Genomic DNA, 18,594 nt, shown 5'->3' on the forward strand with positions numbered 1-18,594 from the left:
TTCCTCGTCATGTCGAACGACAGCAAGCTCGTTGACTACCTCAAGTGGGTCACGGCCGACCTGCACCAGACCCGCCAACGGCTGCTGGAAGTCGAGTCCGGCAAGCAGGAGCCGATCGCGATCGTAGGGATGGCCTGCCGGCTCCCCGGCGGGGTGCAGTCACCGGAAGAGCTCTGGAAGCTGCTGGACGAGGGCCGGGACGGAATCTCGGAATTCCCCACCGACCGTGGGTGGAACATCGACGCTCTCCGTGGTGACGGCAACGGCAGCAGCGCGACCGCCGAGGGCGGATTCGTCGACGCCGGTGCGTTCGACGCGGGCTTCTTCGGAATTTCGCCGCGCGAGGCGGTGGCGATGGACCCGCAGCAGCGTCTGCTGCTGGAAACGTCATGGGAGGCGTTCGAGCGGGCCGGAATCGACCCCTCGGGCCTGCGCGGCAGCCGGACGGGCGTGTTCGTCGGCACGAACGGCGTCGATTACGCGGGCGTCGTGATGAACTCCCGCGAGGACACGGAAGGCCACGCCGGCACCGGCCTGGCGAGCAGCGTGATTTCCGGACGCGTGTCGTACACCTTCGGGCTCGAAGGTCCCGCGGTGACGGTCGACACGGCATGTTCGTCATCCCTCGTGGCCCTGCACATCGCTTCCCACGCGCTGCGCAACGGCGAGTGCTCGCTGGCGCTGGCCGGCGGTGTGACGGTCCTGTCGACGCCGATGGGATTCGCCGGCTTCAGCCGCCAGGGTGGCCTGGCCACGGACGGCCGGTGCAAGGCGTTCGCCGACGCGGCCGACGGCACCGGCTGGTCCGAAGGCGTCGGCGTGCTCGTACTGGAGCGGCTGTCCGACGCCCGCCGCAACGGGCACAAGATCCTCGCCGTGGTGCGCGGTTCGGCCGTCAACCAGGACGGTGCGTCCAACGGGCTCACCGCCCCCAACGGCCCCTCCCAGCAGAGGGTCATCCGCCAGGCCCTCGCCAGCGCGGGCCTGGCGACCGGCGACGTCGACGTCGTCGAGGCCCACGGCACCGGCACGACCCTCGGTGACCCGATCGAGGCCCAGGCGCTCCTGGCCACGTACGGGCAGGACCGCGACCCCGAGCGGCCGCTGCTGCTGGGCTCGGTCAAGTCGAACATCGGTCACACCCAGGCGGCGGCCGGCGTCGCGGGCATCATCAAGATGGTCCTGTCGATGCAGCACGGCGTGCTGCCCAAGACACTGCACGTGGACCGGCCTTCCACGCACGTCGACTGGTCGGCGGGCGCGGTGGAGCTGCTGACCGGGCGCACTCCGTGGCCCGAGGCCGACAGGCCGTGGCGAGCGGGCGTGTCGTCCTTCGGCATCAGCGGCACCAACGCGCACGCCATCATCGAGCAGGCCCCGGCAGCCGAAGCGGCGACCGACCCCACAGCCGGAGCGCCCGCCGCGGCCGACTCCGACGCCTCGCAGCCCGCACCGGCCGCCGCGGCCGCGCCCACGGTCGTGCCGTGGCTGGTGTCGGCGAAGACCGAGGACGCGCTGGCCGCCCAGCTGGAGCGCATCACGGCACTCACCGACCGGTCACCGGTCGACGTGGGCTTCTCACTGGCCACCGGCAGGTCCACCTTCGCGCACCGCGCCGTTCTGCTGGCCGGCGATACCGGGATCACCGAGGTCGCGCGGGGCGTCGCCCCGGACACGCCTGCCGGCAAGTCGGCCTTCCTCTTCTCGGGACAGGGTTCCCAGCGCCCCGGCATGGGCCGGGACCTCTACGCCCGGTTCCCGGTCTTCGCCGAGGCCCTGGACGCGGTGACCGCAAGCCTGGACGCCGAACTGGAGCGTCCGTTGCGCGAGGTGCTCTTCGCCGAGGCAGGCACGCCCGAGGCGGACCTGCTGGACCGCACGGGCTTCACCCAGCCCGCGATGTTCGCCATCGAAGTGGCCCTCTACCGCCTGGTGGAGTCCTGGGGCCTGCGCCCGGACTTCGTCGCCGGCCACTCCATCGGCGAGATCGCGGCGGCCCACGTCGCCGGCGTCCTCTCGCTCCAGGACGCGTGCACCCTCGTCGCGGCCAGGGCGCGGCTGATGCAGGCACTGCCCACGGGCGGGGCCATGGTCGCCGTCCAGGCCACCGAGGCCGAGGTGACCGGGCGCCTGGTCGACGGCGTGGCGATCGCGGCGGTCAACGGACCGGACTCGCTCGTCATCGCCGGCGACGAGACCGCGGTGCTGGGCGTCGCCGAGCGGCTCGCGGCCGAGGGCCGCAAGACGCTGCGACTTACGGTGAGCCACGCGTTCCACTCGCCTCTGATGGACCCCATGCTGGAGGACTTCCGGCAGGTCGTATCCGGGCTCTCCTTCTCGGCACCGCGGATCCCGGTCGTGTCGAACGTGACCGGTGAACTGGCCACGGAAGAGCTCGTGTGCAGCCCCGAGTACTGGGTTCGCCACGTCCGCGAGACCGTCCGCTTCACGGACGGCGTGCAGGCACTCGCCGAGGCGGGCGTCACCACGTTCCTGGAGCTCGGCCCGGACGGCGTGCTGGCGGCCATGGCGCAGCACAGCCTGGGCGAAGCCGCCGAGAACGCGGTGGTCGTACCCGCGCTGCGCAAGAACCGCCCCGAAGAGACCGCCCTGCTCATCGCGCTCGCGCGACTGCACGTCGCGGGCGTCGAAGCGGACTGGTCCCAGCTGTTCGCCGGCACCGGCGCCCGCCGGGTGGACCTGCCGACGTACGCCTTCCAGCACGAGCGGTACTGGCCGCGGCCGGCCGCCCTGACGGGCGATGTGACGGGCGCGGGCCTGTCCCCGGCGGAACACCCGCTGCTGGGCGCGACCCTGGCCCTCGCGGACTCGGACGAGGTGCTGTTCACCGGCAGGCTGTCCCCCCACACGCACCCCTGGCTCGCCGACCACGTCGTGGACGGCAAGATCCTCTTCCCCGGCACCGGATTCCTGGAACTGGCGATGCGCGCCGCGGACCAGGTCGGCTGCGACCGGGTCGAGGAGTTCACGCTCGTCGCTCCGCTGGTGCTGACCGAGGCGAGCGCCGCACTCGTGCAGGTGCTCGTCGGCGCCCCCGACGAGGCGGGCGCCCGCACCGTGAGCCTCTACGCCCGCCCGGAGGACGCCGAGGACCAGGCGTGGACCGAACACGCCACCGGTCTGTTGGGCACCGGCGAGCGGGTGGCGGAGTTCGACGCCTCCGTCTGGCCGCCCCAGAACGCGGTGGTCGTCGACCTCGAAGGGTTCTACGAGCGGACCCAGTACGGCCCGGTCTTCCAGGGACTGCGCTCGGTCTGGCTCCGCGACGACGAGGTCTTCATCGAAGCGGCCCTGACCGGCGACGCGGCCGGCGAGGCCGAGAGCTTCGGCATGCACCCGGCGCTGCTGGACGCGGTGTTGCACGCCCACGGCGTCGCCGGCGTGGGCGACGCGGAGCACGCGCTCATGCCCTTCGGCTGGAGCGGTGTGTCGCTGCACGCCCACGGCGCCTCGGTCGTACGGGCCCGCATGGTCAAGCTCGGCGAGGACTCGGTGTCCATCGCGGTCGCCGACGTCGAGGGCGCTCCGGTGCTGACGGTCGAGACGCTGGCGATGCGGGCGCGACAGGCCGTGGAGGCGCCCGCCCCGCGCCGGGCCGAGCAGGACTCGCTGCTCCGGCTGGAGTGGGTGCCGGCCCCGGAGACGCAGCCGCGCGAGGGCACCCGATGGGTGTCGTTGGGTGCCGACGGCTTCGCGGACGCTGCCACGATCGCTTCCCTGGCGGAGGCCGCGGGCGACGAGGACCTGGTGCTCGTCCCCGTCCCGTGCAGCGGCGCCGATGTGTCCGGCGCGGTGCACGAGCTGACGGCCCGGGTGCTCGGACTGGTCCAGGAGTGGCTGACGGAGGAGCGGTTCGCCGCCTCGCGCATGGTGTTCGTGACGCGCAACGCCGTGTCGGCCACGGACGGCGAGTCCGTCGACGACCTCGCGGCGGCTGCGGTGTGGGGTCTGGTGCGCTCGGCGCAGTCGGAGAACCCCGGTCGCTTCGCGCTCCTCGACGTCGACGGCGCCGACGACGACTTCCCGGGTCTGCTGATGGGCCTGCCGGGGCTGCTCGCAGCCGGTGACCAGCAGTTCGTCGTGCGGGACGGCGACCTGCGGGTGGGCCGGCTGGCCCGTACGGCCTCCGGGGGCGGCCTGCTGCCTCCGGCCGGTGAGCCGTGGCGGCTGGATGCCGGGGCCAAGGGCAGCCTCGACGGGCTGGTACTGGCGCCCTGCACCGAGGTACTGGAGCCGCTCGCTCCGGGCCAGGTCCGCCTGGAGGTCCAGGCCGCCGGACTGAACTTCCGCGACGTCCTCAACGCACTGGGCATGTACCCGGGTGAGGCCGGCCTGCTGGGTGCCGAGGCCGCCGGTGTGGTGGCGGAGGTCGGGCCGGGCGTCACCGGACTCGCTGTCGGCGACCGGGTGATGGGCATGGTGCCGGGCGGCTTCGGTCCGATGGCTGTGGTGGATGAGCGGTATGTGGTGGGAGTGCCGGAGGGTTGGTCGGGGGTGGAGGCGGCTTCGGTGCCGCTGGTGTTCCTGACGGCTCTGTACGCGTTGAAGGATCTGGCCGGTCTGCGGGCGGGTGAGTCGATCCTGATTCACGCCGGTGCCGGTGGTGTCGGCATGGCGGCGATTCAGTTCGCGCAGCATGTGGGTGCCGAGGTGTTCGCGACGGCGAGTGAGGGTAAGTGGGAGACCCTGCGTGAGCTGGGTATTCCGGATGATCACATTGCGTCGTCCCGGTCGACTGACTTCGAGGAGCGGTTCCGGCAGGTCACCGGTGGCCGTGGTGTGGACGTGGTGCTGAACGCGCTGGCGGGCGAGTTCGTGGACGCGTCGCTGCGGTTGATGGCGCCGGGCGGTCGTTTCCTGGAGATGGGCAAGACCGACATCCGTGACCCCGAGGCCCTGACCGGGGTGCGTTACCGCGCCTTCGACCTCGCCGAGGCGGGTCCGGACCGGACCCAGGAGATGCTCACCGAACTGCTCGAACTCTTCGCGCGGAACGTACTGCGCCCGCTTCCGGTGGCGACATGGGACGTGCGGCGTGCGGGCGAGGCGTTCCGCTTCATGAGCCGAGCCCAGCACGTCGGCAAGATCGTGCTGACGATGCCGCGGCAGTGGGCCCCCGAGGGCACGGTCCTCATCACCGGCGGTACCGGTGGTCTGGGCAGCGAGCTCGCACGACACCTGGTGGCCGAGCGCGGCGTGAAGCACCTGTTGCTGGTGAGCCGCCGTGGCGCAGAGGCGCCGGGCGCGGTGGAGCTGCAGGCGGAGCTGATCGCCCATGGCGCCGACGTGACGATCAGTGCGTGCGACACCGCCGATGCGGATGCCGTGGCGGAGATGGTGGCGGCGGTACCGGCGGAGCACCCGCTGACCGCGGTGATCCACACGGCCGGTGTCCTCGACGACGGCGTGGTGACCTCCCTGACGCCTGAGCGTCTGTCGGCTGTGCTGCGGCCGAAGGTGGACGCGGCGTGGAACCTGCACCGGGCCACCGAGAGCCTCGACCTCGCCGCCTTCACGATGTTCTCCTCCATCTCGGGTGTGATGGGCAGCGCCGGTCAGGGCAATTACGCCGCCGGCAACGTCTTCCTCGACGCCCTCGCCCAGCACCGCGCCGCACAGGGACTGCCTGCGCAGTCCCTGGCGTGGGGCGCCTGGACACAGGCCACCGGCATGACAGGCACGCTGTCCGAGGCGGAGATGCAGCGCATCGCGGCCTCCGGCGTCCCCCCGCTCACGGTCGAACAGGGTCTGGCCCTGTTCGACGCGGCCACCAGCTGCGACGACGCCCACCTGGTGGTCATCGGCCCCGTCTCCGGATCCGTGCGCATCCCCGGCGAGGTGCCCGCCGTCCTGCGCGGCCTCGTCAAGGCCGGCCGGCGATCTGCCGCGACCGCGGCCGGAGGAGCCGGTACGGCCGCGCTGCTCACCCGACGCCTGTGGGAACTGCGCGACGAGGAGCGCCTCCGCTACGCCGTGAACCTGGTCTGCGGCGAGGCCGCCGCCGTTCTCGGCCATGCCTCGGCCAAGGCGATCGAGGCGACGCAGGACTTCCACAACCTGGGCTTCGACTCGCTGACCGCCGTCGAACTCCGCAACCGCCTGACGACCGCCACCGGCCTGCGCCTGCCCGCGACCCTCGTCTTCGACTACCCCACCCCCACCACGCTCGCCGAACACCTCATCGCGGTGCTGCTGGACGAGCACGGCGACGACAACGCCCCCGTCGCGGTCGCGTCGGCGGTGGCCGAGGACCCGGTCGTCATCGTCGGCATGGCCTGCCGTCTGCCCGGTGGCGTGCGTTCCCCCGAAGACCTGTGGCAGCTCGTGCAGGAGGGCCGGGAAGGCATCTCCGACTTCCCGACCGACCGCGGCTGGGACCTGGACACCCTGATGGACGGAGGCCAGAGCGGCCGCGGCCGCAGCGCCACCGCCAAGGGCGGATTCCTGCAGGGCATCGGTGACTTCGACGCCGGGTTCTTCGGCATCTCGCCGCGCGAGGCGCTCGCCATGGACCCGCAGCAGCGACTGCTGCTGGAAACCTCCTGGGAGGCCATCGAGCGGGCCGGGATCAAGCCCGCGTCCCTCAGGGGCAGCCAGACCGGCGTCTTCGTCGGCACCGGCGGCCAGGACTACACGATGCTCGTGATGAACTCGCGCGACGACCTCGAGGGACACACCAGCACCGGCCTCGCCGGAAGTGTCGTCTCCGGACGCGTCTCCTACACCTTCGGCCTCGAAGGCCCCGCCGTCACCGTCGACACGGCGTGCTCGTCGTCCCTCGTCGCCCTCCACTGGGCCGCGCAGTCCCTGCGCACCGGCGAATGCTCGCTCGCCCTCGCGGGCGGCGTCACGGTGATGTCCACCTCCATCGGCTTCCCCAGCTTCACCCGGCAGGGCGGCCTGGCCTCGGACGGCCGGTGCAAGGCGTTCGCCGACGGGGCCGACGGCACCGGCTGGTCCGAAGGCGTCGGCGTGCTCGTCCTGGAGCGGCTGTCGGACGCCCGCCGCAACGGTCACCCGGTACTGGCCGTCGTGCGTGGCTCGGCGATCAACCAGGACGGTGCGTCCAACGGGCTCACCGCCCCCAATGGCCCCTCCCAGCAGAGGGTCATCCGCCAGGCTCTGGCGAGCGCGGGCCTGTCGACCGCCGACGTCGACGCGGTCGAGGCCCACGGCACGGGTACGACCCTCGGCGACCCGATCGAGGCACAGGCACTGCTGGCGACGTACGGCCAGGAGCGCGCCGAAGGACAGCCGCTGCTGCTCGGCTCGATCAAGTCGAACATCGGCCACTCGCAGGCGGCGGCCGGCGTCGCCGGCGTGATGAAGATGGTCATGGCGATGCGGCACGGCACGCTGCCCCGCACCCTGCACGTGGACGCACCGTCGTCCCATGTGGACTGGACGGCCGGCGACGTCAAACTGCTCACCGAAGCCGCCGACTGGCCGGACACCGGGCGCCCGCGCCGAGCAGGCGTGTCGGCCTTCGGCATCAGCGGCACGAACGCGCACACGATCATCGAGCAGGCCCCGCCGGTCGAAGCACCGGCGGACGACCAGGATGAGCCCCGCGAGCCGTCGGCGGCGCTGTGGCCGGTGTCCGGCAAGTCGGCCGAAGCGCTGACGGCTCAGATCGAGCAGCTGCACACGTGGACCGGGCAGCGACCGGACCTGTCCCCGGTGGACGTGGGCTTCTCGCTGGCGGCGGGCCGGTCGGCCTTCGAGCACCGTGCGGTGCTGTTGGCTGATGGCGGTGCTGTCACCGAGGTGGCGCGCGGCGCGGCGGTCTCCGGCCGCATGCTGGCGGTGCTGTTCTCGGGTCAGGGTTCGCAGCGGGTGGGGATGGGTCGTGAGTTGTACGGCCGGTTCCCGGTGTTCGCGGAGGCGCTGGATGCGGTGCTGGAGCGGATGGATGGTTCGCTGCGGGAGGTGCTGTTCGGCGATGACACAGCAGAGCGGCTGAACGAGACCGGGTTTACGCAGCCTGCGTTGTTCGCGGTCGAGGTGGCGCTGTTCCGGTTGGTGGAGTCGTGGGGTGTGCGCCCGGACTTTGTGGCCGGGCACTCGATCGGTGAGATCGCTGCCGCGCATGTTGCCGGGGTGTTGTCTCTGGATGATGCGTGCACGTTGGTGGCGGCCCGGGCGCGGTTGATGCAGGCGCTGCCTTCGGGTGGTGCGATGGTCGCGGTCCAGGCGGCCGAGGCCGAGGTGGCTGACCGTCTGGTCGAGGGTGTGTCGATCGCGGCGGTCAACGGCCCCCGCGCGGTCGTCATTGCCGGTGACGAAGCCGCAGTGCTGCGGATCGCGGAGAAGTTCGCGGCTGAGGGTCGTAAGACGCAGCGTCTGTCGGTGAGTCACGCGTTCCATTCGCCGCTGATGGATCCGATGTTGGAGGAGTTCCGGCAGGTCGCATCCACGCTGTCCTACTCCGCGCCGAAGATCCCGCTCGTATCGAACGTGACCGGCGAAGTGGCGACCGACCTCATCTGCAGCCCGGACTACTGGGTGCGCCACGTCCGCGAGGCCGTGCGCTTCGCCGACGGTGTGACGGCCTTGGCCGAGGCCGGTGCGACCGCGTTCCTCGAGGTGGGCCCGGACGGCGTGCTCGCCGCCATGGCTCAGCAGAGCCTTGACGACCACGAGGCTGTCGTCGTCCCCGCCCTGCGCAAGGACCGCTCCGAAGAGACCGCCCTGCTCACCGCCCTCGCCCGGCTGCATGTGGCGGGCATCGACCTGGACTGGGCGGCCCTGTTCGCCGGCACCGGCGCCCGCCGCGTCGACCTGCCGACGTACGCCTTCCAGCACGAGCGCTACTGGCCGACGCCCGCTGTGCTCACGGGTGATGTGACGGGCGCCGGTCTGTCCCCGGCGGAACACCCGCTGCTGGGCGCGACCCTGGCCCTCGCGGATTCCGAAGAGGTGCTGTTCACGGGCAGGCTGTCGCTGCAGTCGCACCCCTGGCTCGTCGACCACGTGGTGGACGGAAAGGTCATGTTCCCGGCCACCGGATTCCTGGAGCTGGCGATGAGCGCCGGAGACCAGGTCGGCTGCGACCGGGTCGAGGAACTCACGCTGCTCGCCCCGCTGGTGCTGGCCGAGGACGGCGCCGCGCTCGTTCAGGTGCTGATGGGTGCGCCCGACGAGACCGGCGTCCGTACGGTGAACTTCTACTCGCGCCCGGAGCATGCCGCCGATCAGGCGTGGAGCGAGCACGCCGCGGGTCTGCTGGGCACCGGCGAGCGGGTGGCGGAGTTCGACGCCTCCGTCTGGCCGCCCCGGGACGCGATCGCCGTGGACATCGAGGGCTACTACGACCGGACCGAGTACGGCCCGGTGTTCCAGGGGCTGCGCTCGGTCTGGATGCGTGACGCCGAGGTCTTCATCGAGGCGGCGCTGCCGCACGATGCCCTCGAGGACGCCGAGCGCTTCGGCATCCATCCGGCGCTGCTGGACGCGGTGCTGCACGCCCACGAAATCGCCGGTGTCGGCAACGACGGTTATGTCGTTATGCCCTTCGGCTGGAGCGGTGTGTCGCTGCACGCCGGCGGTGCCTCGGTCGTACGGGCCCGCATGGTCAAGCTCGGCGAGAACTCGCTGACCATCGCGGTCGCCGACGTCGAGGGCGCTCCGGTGCTGACGGTCGAGACGCTGGCGATGCGGGCGCGGCAGGCCGTGGTGGCGCCCGCCCACCAGGGCACCGAGCAGAACCCGCTGCTGTACCTGGACTGGGCCGCCGCCCCCGAAGCACAGGCGCAGTCCTCGGAGGAGGGCCGATGCGTGTCATTGGGCGCCGTGGACGGGTTCGGCGTCGGTGCGACGGCCGGCTCTCTGGCAGAGGTCACGGGCGATGAGGGCCTGGTGCTCGTCCCCGTCTCGGGCGACGGCGCCGAGGCTCCTGCCGCGGTCCACGAGCTGACGGGCCGAGTGCTCGCGCTGGTCCAGGAGTGGCTGGCGGAGGAGCGGTTCGAGACCTCGCGCCTGGTCTTCGTCACCCGCAAGGCGATCGCCGCCGGTTCCGGCGAGGACGTCGACGACCTCGCGGCGGCTGCGGTGTGGGGTCTGGTGCGCTCGGCGCAGTCGGAGAACCCGGGCCGCTTCGCGCTCCTCGACGTCGACGGTGAGCTCGACGGTGTGGTGGGTGTGCTGCCGGGTCTGCCCGGGTTGCTTGCCGCGGGCGATGAGCAGTTCGTGGTGCGGGACGGTGCGCTGCGGGTGGGCCGGTTGGCCCGTACGGTCGCGGGGCGCGGTCTGGTGCCTCCGGCCGGTGAGCCGTGGCGGCTGGACGCCGGGGCCAAGGGCAGCCTGGACGGCCTGGTGCTCGCCCCGCATCCGGAGGCGCTGGAGCCGCTGGCTCCGGGGCAGATCCGGGTGGCTGTCGAGGCTGCGGGCGTCAACTTCCGTGACGTCCTCAATGCCCTCGGCATGTACCCGGGTGAGGCCGGTCCGCTGGGTGCCGAGGCCGCCGGTGTGGTGACCGAGACCGGCGCCGATGTGCACGGTGTTCGCCCGGGCGACCGGGTGATGGGCATGGTGCCCGGTGGCTTCGGCCCGATGGCTGTGGTGGATGAGCGGTATGTGACTGGAGTGCCGCAGGGTTGGTCGGGGGTGGAGGCGGCGTCGGTGCCGCTGGTCTTCCTGACCGCTCTGTACGCGTTGAAGGACCTGGCCGGTCTGCGTTCGGGTGAGTCGATCCTGATTCACGCCGGCGCGGGTGGTGTCGGCATGGCGGCGATCCAGTTCGCGCGGCATGTGGGCGCTGAGGTGTTCGCGACGGCGAGTGAGGGTAAGTGGGAGACCCTGCGTGAGCTGGGTGTTCCGGAGGACCACATCGCGTCGTCCCGCTCGACGGACTTCGAGGAGCGGTTCCGGCAGGTCACCGGTGGACGTGGTGTGGACGTGGTGCTGAACGCGCTGGCCGGCGAGTTCGTCGACGCTTCACTGCGGTTGATGGCGCCGGGCGGTCGTTTCCTGGAAATGGGCAAGACCGACATCCGTGACCCCGAGGCGCTGACCGGGGTGCGTTACCGCGCCTTCGACCTCGCCGAGGCGGGGCCGGACCGGACCCAGGAGATGCTCGCCGAACTGCTGGAGCTGTTCGACCAGGGGGCCCTGCGGCTCCTGCCGGTCGCTTCGTGGGACGTACGACGGGCGCCCGAGGCGTTCCGCTTCATGAGCCAGGCCCGTCACATCGGCAAGATCGTGCTGACGATGCCGCGACAGTGGGCCCCCGAGGGCACGGTCCTCATCACCGGCGGTACCGGTGGTCTCGGTGGCGAGCTCGCACGGCACTTGGTGGCCGAGCGCGGTGCGAAGCACCTGTTGCTGGTGAGCCGTCGTGGTGCCGATGCGCCGGGTGCGCTGGAGCTGCAGGCGGAGCTGATCGCCCACGGCGCCGACGTGACGGTCGCGCCGTGCGACGTCACCGATGCCGGTGCTGTCGCCGGCCTCCTGGCCGCGATCCCCGAAGAGCACCCGCTGACCGCCGTGATCCACACGGCCGGTGCCCTCGATGACGGCGTGGTCACTTCCCTGACGCCTGAGCGTTTGTCGGCTGTCCTGCGGCCGAAGGTGGACGCGGCGTGGAACCTTCACCAGGCCACGCAGGGCCTCGACCTGGCCGCGTTCATCACGTACTCCTCCATTTCGGGTGTGATGGGCAGCGCGGGCCAGGGCAATTACGCCGCCGGCAACGTTTTCCTCGACGCCCTCGCCCAGCACCGCGCCGCACAGGGTCTGCCCGCGCAGTCCCTGGCGTGGGGTGCGTGGGCGCAGGGGAGCGGCATGACGGGCACGTTGTCCGAGGCGGAGATGCAGCGCATCGCGGCCTCCGGCATGCCCCCGCTCACGGTCGATCAGGGCCTGGCCCTGTTCGACGCCGCCACGACGTCGGACGAGCCGTACCTCGTCCTCATCGGCCAGGCCTCGGGCTCCGGGGCCACCCGGATGCAGGGTCACGTACCCCCGCTGCTGCGCGGTCTGGTCAGGGGCACCCGGCGAACGGCCGCGACCGCGGCCGGAGGGGCCGGCACGGCGGCGGCGCTCACCCGCCAGCTGCTGGGCCTGGGCGAGGACGAGCGCGCCCGGTTCGCGGTGGAGCTCGTACGGACCGAGGCCGCCGCCGTTCTCGGCCATGCCTCGGCCAAGGCGATCGAGGCGACGCAGGACTTCCACAACCTGGGCTTCGACTCGCTGACCGCCGTCGAACTCCGCAACCGCCTGACCACGGCCACCGGCCTGCGCCTGCCCGCCACGCTCGTCTTCGACTACCCCACCCCCGTCGCCCTCGCGCAGCACATCGTCAGGGAGCTGCTGGACGAGCACGGAGACGCGAGCCTCCCCGCCGCGGTCACGGCCGCGGTGGCCGAGGACCCGGTCGTCATCGTCGGCATGGCCTGCCGCCTGCCCGGCGGTGTGCGTTCCCCCGAAGACCTGTGGCAGCTCGTCCACGAAGGCCGGGAAGGCATCTCCGGCTTCCCGACCGACCGCGGCTGGGACCTGGAGACCCTGCGCACCGGTGGCCCCGACGGCCGGGGCCGCAGCGCGAGCCTCGAGGGTGGGTTCCTGCACGACGTCGCCGACTTCGACGCCGGGTTCTTCGGCATCTCGCCGCGCGAGGCGCTCGCCATGGACCCGCAGCAGCGACTGCTGCTGGAAACCTCCTGGGAGGCGTTCGAGCGCGCCGGGATCGACCCGGAAGGCCTGCACGGCAGCCAGACCGGCGTCTTCGTCGGCACGAGCGGCCTGGACTACGGCGCGCTGGTGATGAACTCGAAGGAGGACGTCGGCGGCCACGCCGGCACCGGCCTCGCCGCGAGCGTCGTCTCCGGACGCGTCTCCTACACCTTCGGCCTCGAAGGCCCCGCCGTCACCGTCGACACGGCGTGCTCGTCGTCCCTCGTCGCGCTGCACTGGGCCGCCCAGGCCCTGCGCACCGGCGAATGCTCGCTCGCCCTCGCCGGCGGCGTCACGACGATGACCACGCCCGCCAACTTCACGGGCTTCACCGTGCAGGGCGTCCTGGCCCCCGACGGCCGGTGCAAGACCTACTCGGACACCGCGGACGGCACGGCGTGGTCCGAGGGCGTGGGCATGCTCGTCCTGGAGCGGCTGTCCGACGCCCGCCGCAACGGACACCAGGTCCTCGCGGTCGTGCGCGGCTCGGCGATCAACCAGGACGGTGCGTCCAACGGGCTCACCGCCCCCAACGGCCCCTCGCAGCAGCGGGTCATCCGCCAGGCCCTCGCCAGCGCGGGCCTGTCCACCGCCGACGTCGACGCGGTCGAGGGACACGGCACGGGTACGCCGCTCGGCGACCCGATCGAGGCGCAGGCGCTCCTGGCCACCTACGGGCAGGACCGGCCGGAGGACCGCCCGCTGCTCCTGGGGTCGGTGAAGTCGAACATCGGCCACACCCAGGCGGCGGCCGGCGTCGCGGGCGTCATCAAGACGGTCATGGCGATGCGGCACGGAGTGCTGCCGAAGACGCTGCACCTCGACCGGCCCTCGTCCCACGTGGACTGGTCCATGGGTGCGGTGGAGCTGCTGACCGACCAGAAGCAGTGGCCCGAGGTGGACCGGCCGTGGCGTGCGGGTGTCTCGTCGTTCGGCATCAGCGGTACGAACGCGCACGCCATCATCGAGCAGGCCCCGCCGGCCGACGAGCCGGCCGGGGACCAGGACGCACGGGCCGGGCACGACTCCGCCGTGACCCCGTGGCCCGTCTCGGCGAAGTCGGCGGGCGCACTGGCCCAGCAGCTCGAGCGGCTGTCGTCCCTGGCCGGGCTCTCCCCGGTGGACGTGGGCTTCTCGCTGGCGGCGGGCCGGTCGGCCTTCGAACACCGCGCGGTGCTGCTGGCCGGCGGCGGCGCCGTGGCCGAGGTGGCGCGCGGCGCGGCGACGGGTGACCGGACGCTGGCTGTCCTCTTCTCGGGTCAGGGTTCGCAGCGGGTGGGGATGGGTCGTGAGTTGTACGGCCGGTTCCCGGTGTTTGCTGAGGCGCTGGATGCGGTGCTGGAGCGGATGGACGGCTCGCTGCGGGATGTGCTGTTCGGCGAGGACGCCGGTGCGCTGAATGAGACCGGGTATACGCAGCCTGCGTTGTTCGCGGTCGAGGTGGCGCTGTTCCGGTTGGTGGAGTCGTGGGGTGTACGACCCGACTTCCTGGCCGGGCACTCGATCGGTGAGATCGCTGCCGCGCATGTCGCCGGGGTGCTTTCCCTGGATGACGCCTGCACGCTGGTGGCGGCCCGGGCGCGGCTGATGCAGGCGCTGCCTGCTGGTGGTGCCATGGTGGCCGTCCAGGCCATCGAGGACGAGACACTGCCCCGCCTCGTCGAGGGTGTCTCCATCGCAGCGGTCAACGGCCCCAACGCGCTTGTCATCGCCGGTGACGAAGCCGCGGTGCTGCAGATCGCGGAGAAGTTCGCGGCAGAAGGCCGTAAGACGCAGCGTCTGTCGGTGAGCCACGCTTTCCACTCCCCGCTGATGGATCCGATGTTGGAGGAGTTCCGGCAGGTCGCGTCGACGCTGTCCTACTCCGCGCCGAAGATCCCGCTCGTGTCGAACGTGACGGGTGAGGTGGCAACCGACCTCATCTGCAGCCCCGAGTACTGGGTGCGTCACGTCCGCGAGGCCGTGCGCTTCGCCGACGGAGTGCAGACGCTGGCCAAGGCCGGTGCGACCGCGTTCCTCGAGCTGGGCCCGGACGGCGTGCTCGCCGCCATGGCCCAGCAGAGCCTGGACGCCGACAACGGCGACCTCGTGGTCGTTCCCGCCCTGCGCAAGGACCGGCCCGAAGAGACCGCCCTGCTCACCGCCCTCGCACGACTCCACGTCGCAGGCGTCGACGTCGACTGGACGGCCCTCATCACCGGCACCGGCACCGGCGCCCGCCGCGTCGACCTGCCGACGTACGCCTTCCAGCACCAGCGCTACTGGCCGACGCCGGCCACGCGCACGGGTGATGTGACGGGCGCGGGTCTCATCCCGGCCGGGCATCCGCTGCTGGGCGCGGCCGTGCCGCTGGCGGACTCGGACGGGATGATGTTCACCAGCCGGCTCTCGGCTCAGGATCACCCCTGGCTGCTCGACCACATGGTGGGCGGCACGGTCCTCTTCCCCGGGACCGGTTTCCTGGAGCTGGCCGTCCGCGCCGGTGATCAGGCCGGATGCGACCGGGTCGCGGAGCTCGACCTGACCGGGCCGCTCGTACTGACCGAGGACGGGGCCGTGGCCCTCCAGGTCTGGCTCGAGGCCCCCGACGCGTCGGGAGCCCGCCGGGTGGCCGTCTACTCGCGCCCGGAACACGCCCCGGACCAGCCGTGGACGCGGCACGTCAGCGGTGTGCTGACGGCGGGGGAGCGGATCGCGGAGTTCGACGCGTCGGTCTGGCCGCCCCTGGGCGCCGCAGCCGTCGACCTGGACGGCTTCTACGACGCGACCGACTACGGGCCGGCCTTCCAGGGCCTGCGTGCGGTCTGGACGCGCGGTGACGAGACCTTCGCGGAGGTCGAGCTGCCGGGCGGCACGTCCGGGGACGGCGACCGGGACGGACACGGGAACGGACACGGGGACGCCGAGCACTTCGGGTTGCACCCGGCGCTGCTGGCCTCGGCGGTTCACGCCGCCGGGCTCGCCGGAGCGGGGGAGGACGAGGACGCCGTCCTGCTGCCCTCCTCCTGGAGCGGCGTGTCGCTGCACGCCACCGGTGCCGCCCGGCTGCGCGTCCGTCTGACGAAGCTCGACGGCAGCGAGAACGCGCTGTCCGTCGCGGCAGTCGATGTCGCGGGCGCCCCGGTGCTGTCCGTGGAGTCGCTGGCTCTGCAGGCGCCCTCGGCAGTCGGCCTGTCGGCCTCGGGCAGCGGACGGGATCCGCTGTTCCGCGTGGACTGGACTCCGGCCCCGGAGGTTCAGGCGGCCGGTGACGTCCGGCATGTGACGCTGGGCGGCGGCGACGAGTTCGGGGTGGGCGAGCCGACGGCCTCCCTCAAGGACGTGGCCGGCGACGAGGGCCTGGTGCTCGTCCCGGTCTGGGGCGCCGGGGACGATGTGCCCGGCACGGTGCACGAGCTGACGGCCCGTGTCCTGGGCCTGGTCCAGGAGTGGCTGGGGGAGGAGCGGTTCGCCGGCTCGCGCCTGGTCTTCATGACCCGCAGGGCGATCGCCGCCGATTCCGGCGAGGGCGTCGAGGACCTGGCTGCGGGCGCGGTGTGGGGCCTGGTGCGCTCGGCCCAGGCCGAGCACCCGGACCGCTTCGCCCTGGCCGACCTCGGCGACGAGCAGGACGCCGCGGCGCTGCTGCCGGCCCTGCCCGCGCTGCTGGCCACCGGCGACGCCCAGTTCGTGGTCCGGGACGGCGTCGTACGCGTGGGCCGTCTGGCCCGCGTGACCGCCGACGCGAGCACGCCGGCCCCCGAGTGGGACGCCGACGGCACCGTACTGATCACCGGCGGCACGGGCGCGCTGGGCGGCCGTCTCGCCCGGCGACTGGCCGCCACGGGCACGCGGCACCTGCTGCTCGCCGGCCGCCGGGGGCCGGACGCCCCCGGTGCCGACGAGCTGGAGAAGGAGCTCCGTGACCTGGGCGCCCAGGTGACGATCGCGGCGTGCGACGTGGCGGACCGCGACGCGGTCGCCGCACTGCTGGCCGGAATACCGGCGGAGCACCCGCTGACCGCGGTCGTCCACACCGCCGGCGTGCACGACGACGGAGCCGTCACCTCCCAGACCCCCGACCGTGTGGCCGGTGTCCTGCGTGCCAAGGCCGACGCGGCGTGGCGCCTGCACGAGCTCACCGCCGACCTCGGCCTGGCGGCGTTCATCACCTTCTCGTCCCTGGCCGGAGTGATGGGCGGCCCGTACCAGGGCGGCTACTCCGCGGCGAACGCGTTCCTGGACGCCCTCGCCCACCACCGCACCGCTCGCGGCCTCGCGGGCACGTCGCTCGCCTGGGGCCCCTGGGCCCTGGACACCGACGCCGCACCGGAAACGGACGCGCGGGTGGACGTACAGCACGATGCCACCGCCGCTCAGCGCATACAGGCGGGCGGCGACCTGCCACCCCTGTCGGTCGAAGAGGGCCTGGCCCTGTTCACCGCCGCAGTCCGGTCCACCGAACCGGTCGTCGTACCGCTCGGGCTGCCCACGGGCGGCATGCGGCCGCAGGGCGAGGTGGCCCCGCTGTTCCGCGGTCTGCTGGGCAGGGCCCGCCGCGCGGCCGTGAACGCCGCCGCAGGGGCGGGCACGCCGGAGACGTTCATCCAGCAGCTGCTGGCGATGGGCGACAGCGAGCGCGTCCGCCACGTCGTGGACGTCGTCCGCGCCGAGGCCGCCGCCGTCCTCGGCCACGCCTCGCCCGACACCGTCGAAGCGCACCGCGACTTCTACGAGCTGGGCTTCGACTCCCTGACGTCCGTGGAGCTGCGCAACCGCCTCATGACCGTCACCGGGCTGAGCCTGCCGGCGACCCTGGTGTTCGACAGCAAGACGCCCGCCGACCTGGCCGCCTGGCTGCGCAGCGAGCTGTCCTCGCAGTCGGCCGGGGACTCCTCCGGCGGCGCCATGAGGATGTCGTCCGGCGAACCGGAGATCGACTCGCTGGAGCGGCTGTTCCTCGACGCGATGGAGAACGGCAAACTGAGGGAGGCCCAGCGCATGCTGGCCACCGTCGCCGCGCTGCGCCCCACCTTCGAGGCGACGGCGGAACTGGAGGACCTGCCCCTGTCGGCGACGCTGGCCGAAGGCACCGGCAGCCCGAAGCTGATCTGTGTCAGCGCACCCACCGCCAACGCGGGCGTCCACCAGTACTCCCGCCTCGCCGCGCACTTCCGGGGCAGGCGGGACGTGGCCGCGCTGCCGCTGGTCGGCTTCGCCACGGGTGAGCGGCTGCCGGCGACGCCCGAGGTCGCCGCGCGGGTCATCGCCGAGAGCGCGCTCCGCGCCAGCGACGGCGAGCCCTTCGTCCTGGCCGGTCACTCCTCCGGCGGTTCGTTCGCCTACGCGGCGGCCGGGGTGCTGGAGCACACGTGGGGCATCAAGCCCGCGGCCGTCGTGCTGCTGGACACGCTGAGCTTCCAGCACAACAGCGACGAGGGCGTCGACTACATGGGCATGATGCGGCTCAACTTCCGCGGCAAGGAGGAATCGCCCGTACGCCTGACCAACTCGCGGCTGTCCGCGATGGGCCGGTGGATGGTCCTGCTGAACGCCCTGGACGTCCAGCACACCACGGCCCCCGTCCTCGAGATCAAGTGCGACCGGTCCCTCCAGGGGCTGGAGAGCCCGGAGACGGACGGCGGTCAGTCGAAGCAGCAGGAGCCGCTGGTCGCCTCGGCCGCCGTCCGGCTGGTCGCGGCGGACCACCTGTCGATGATGCGGGAGGACTCCGCGAAGACCGCCGAAATCATCGAGAACTGGCTCACGTCGGACGCGTTCGCCGCCCTCGCGGCAGACATCGGCTGACATCGGCGGTCACCGGCCGCCAGAGTCACTGACATCGGCCGACGGGCGCACCGCGCACCTCCGGGTGTGCGGTGCGCCCATTTTCGGCTGCGCATCTAGGGAAACCCGCAGTCC

1 protein-coding gene is annotated in these 18,594 nt (G+C 72.4%); it reads left to right on the forward strand.

All coding sequences use genetic code 11. The features are described 5' to 3' along the window. Positions 1–9 precede the first annotated feature (9 nt). Entirely contained in the window at positions 10–18,480 is an 18,471-nt protein-coding gene (locus tag AB0G59_RS26110) for an SDR family NAD(P)-dependent oxidoreductase (protein ID WP_360916239.1), read from the forward strand. Positions 18,481–18,594 lie beyond the last annotated feature (114 nt).

Source organism: Streptomyces sp. NPDC021096 (assembly GCF_040641275.1).
Taxonomy (GTDB): domain Bacteria; phylum Actinomycetota; class Actinomycetes; order Streptomycetales; family Streptomycetaceae; genus Streptomyces.

Bases quoted from the DNA above. Each gene is read 5' to 3' on its own strand.
- AB0G59_RS26110 (WP_360916239.1), top strand. From the start codon at position 10: ATGTCGAACGACAGCAAGCTCGTTGACTACCTCAAGTGGGTCACGGCC.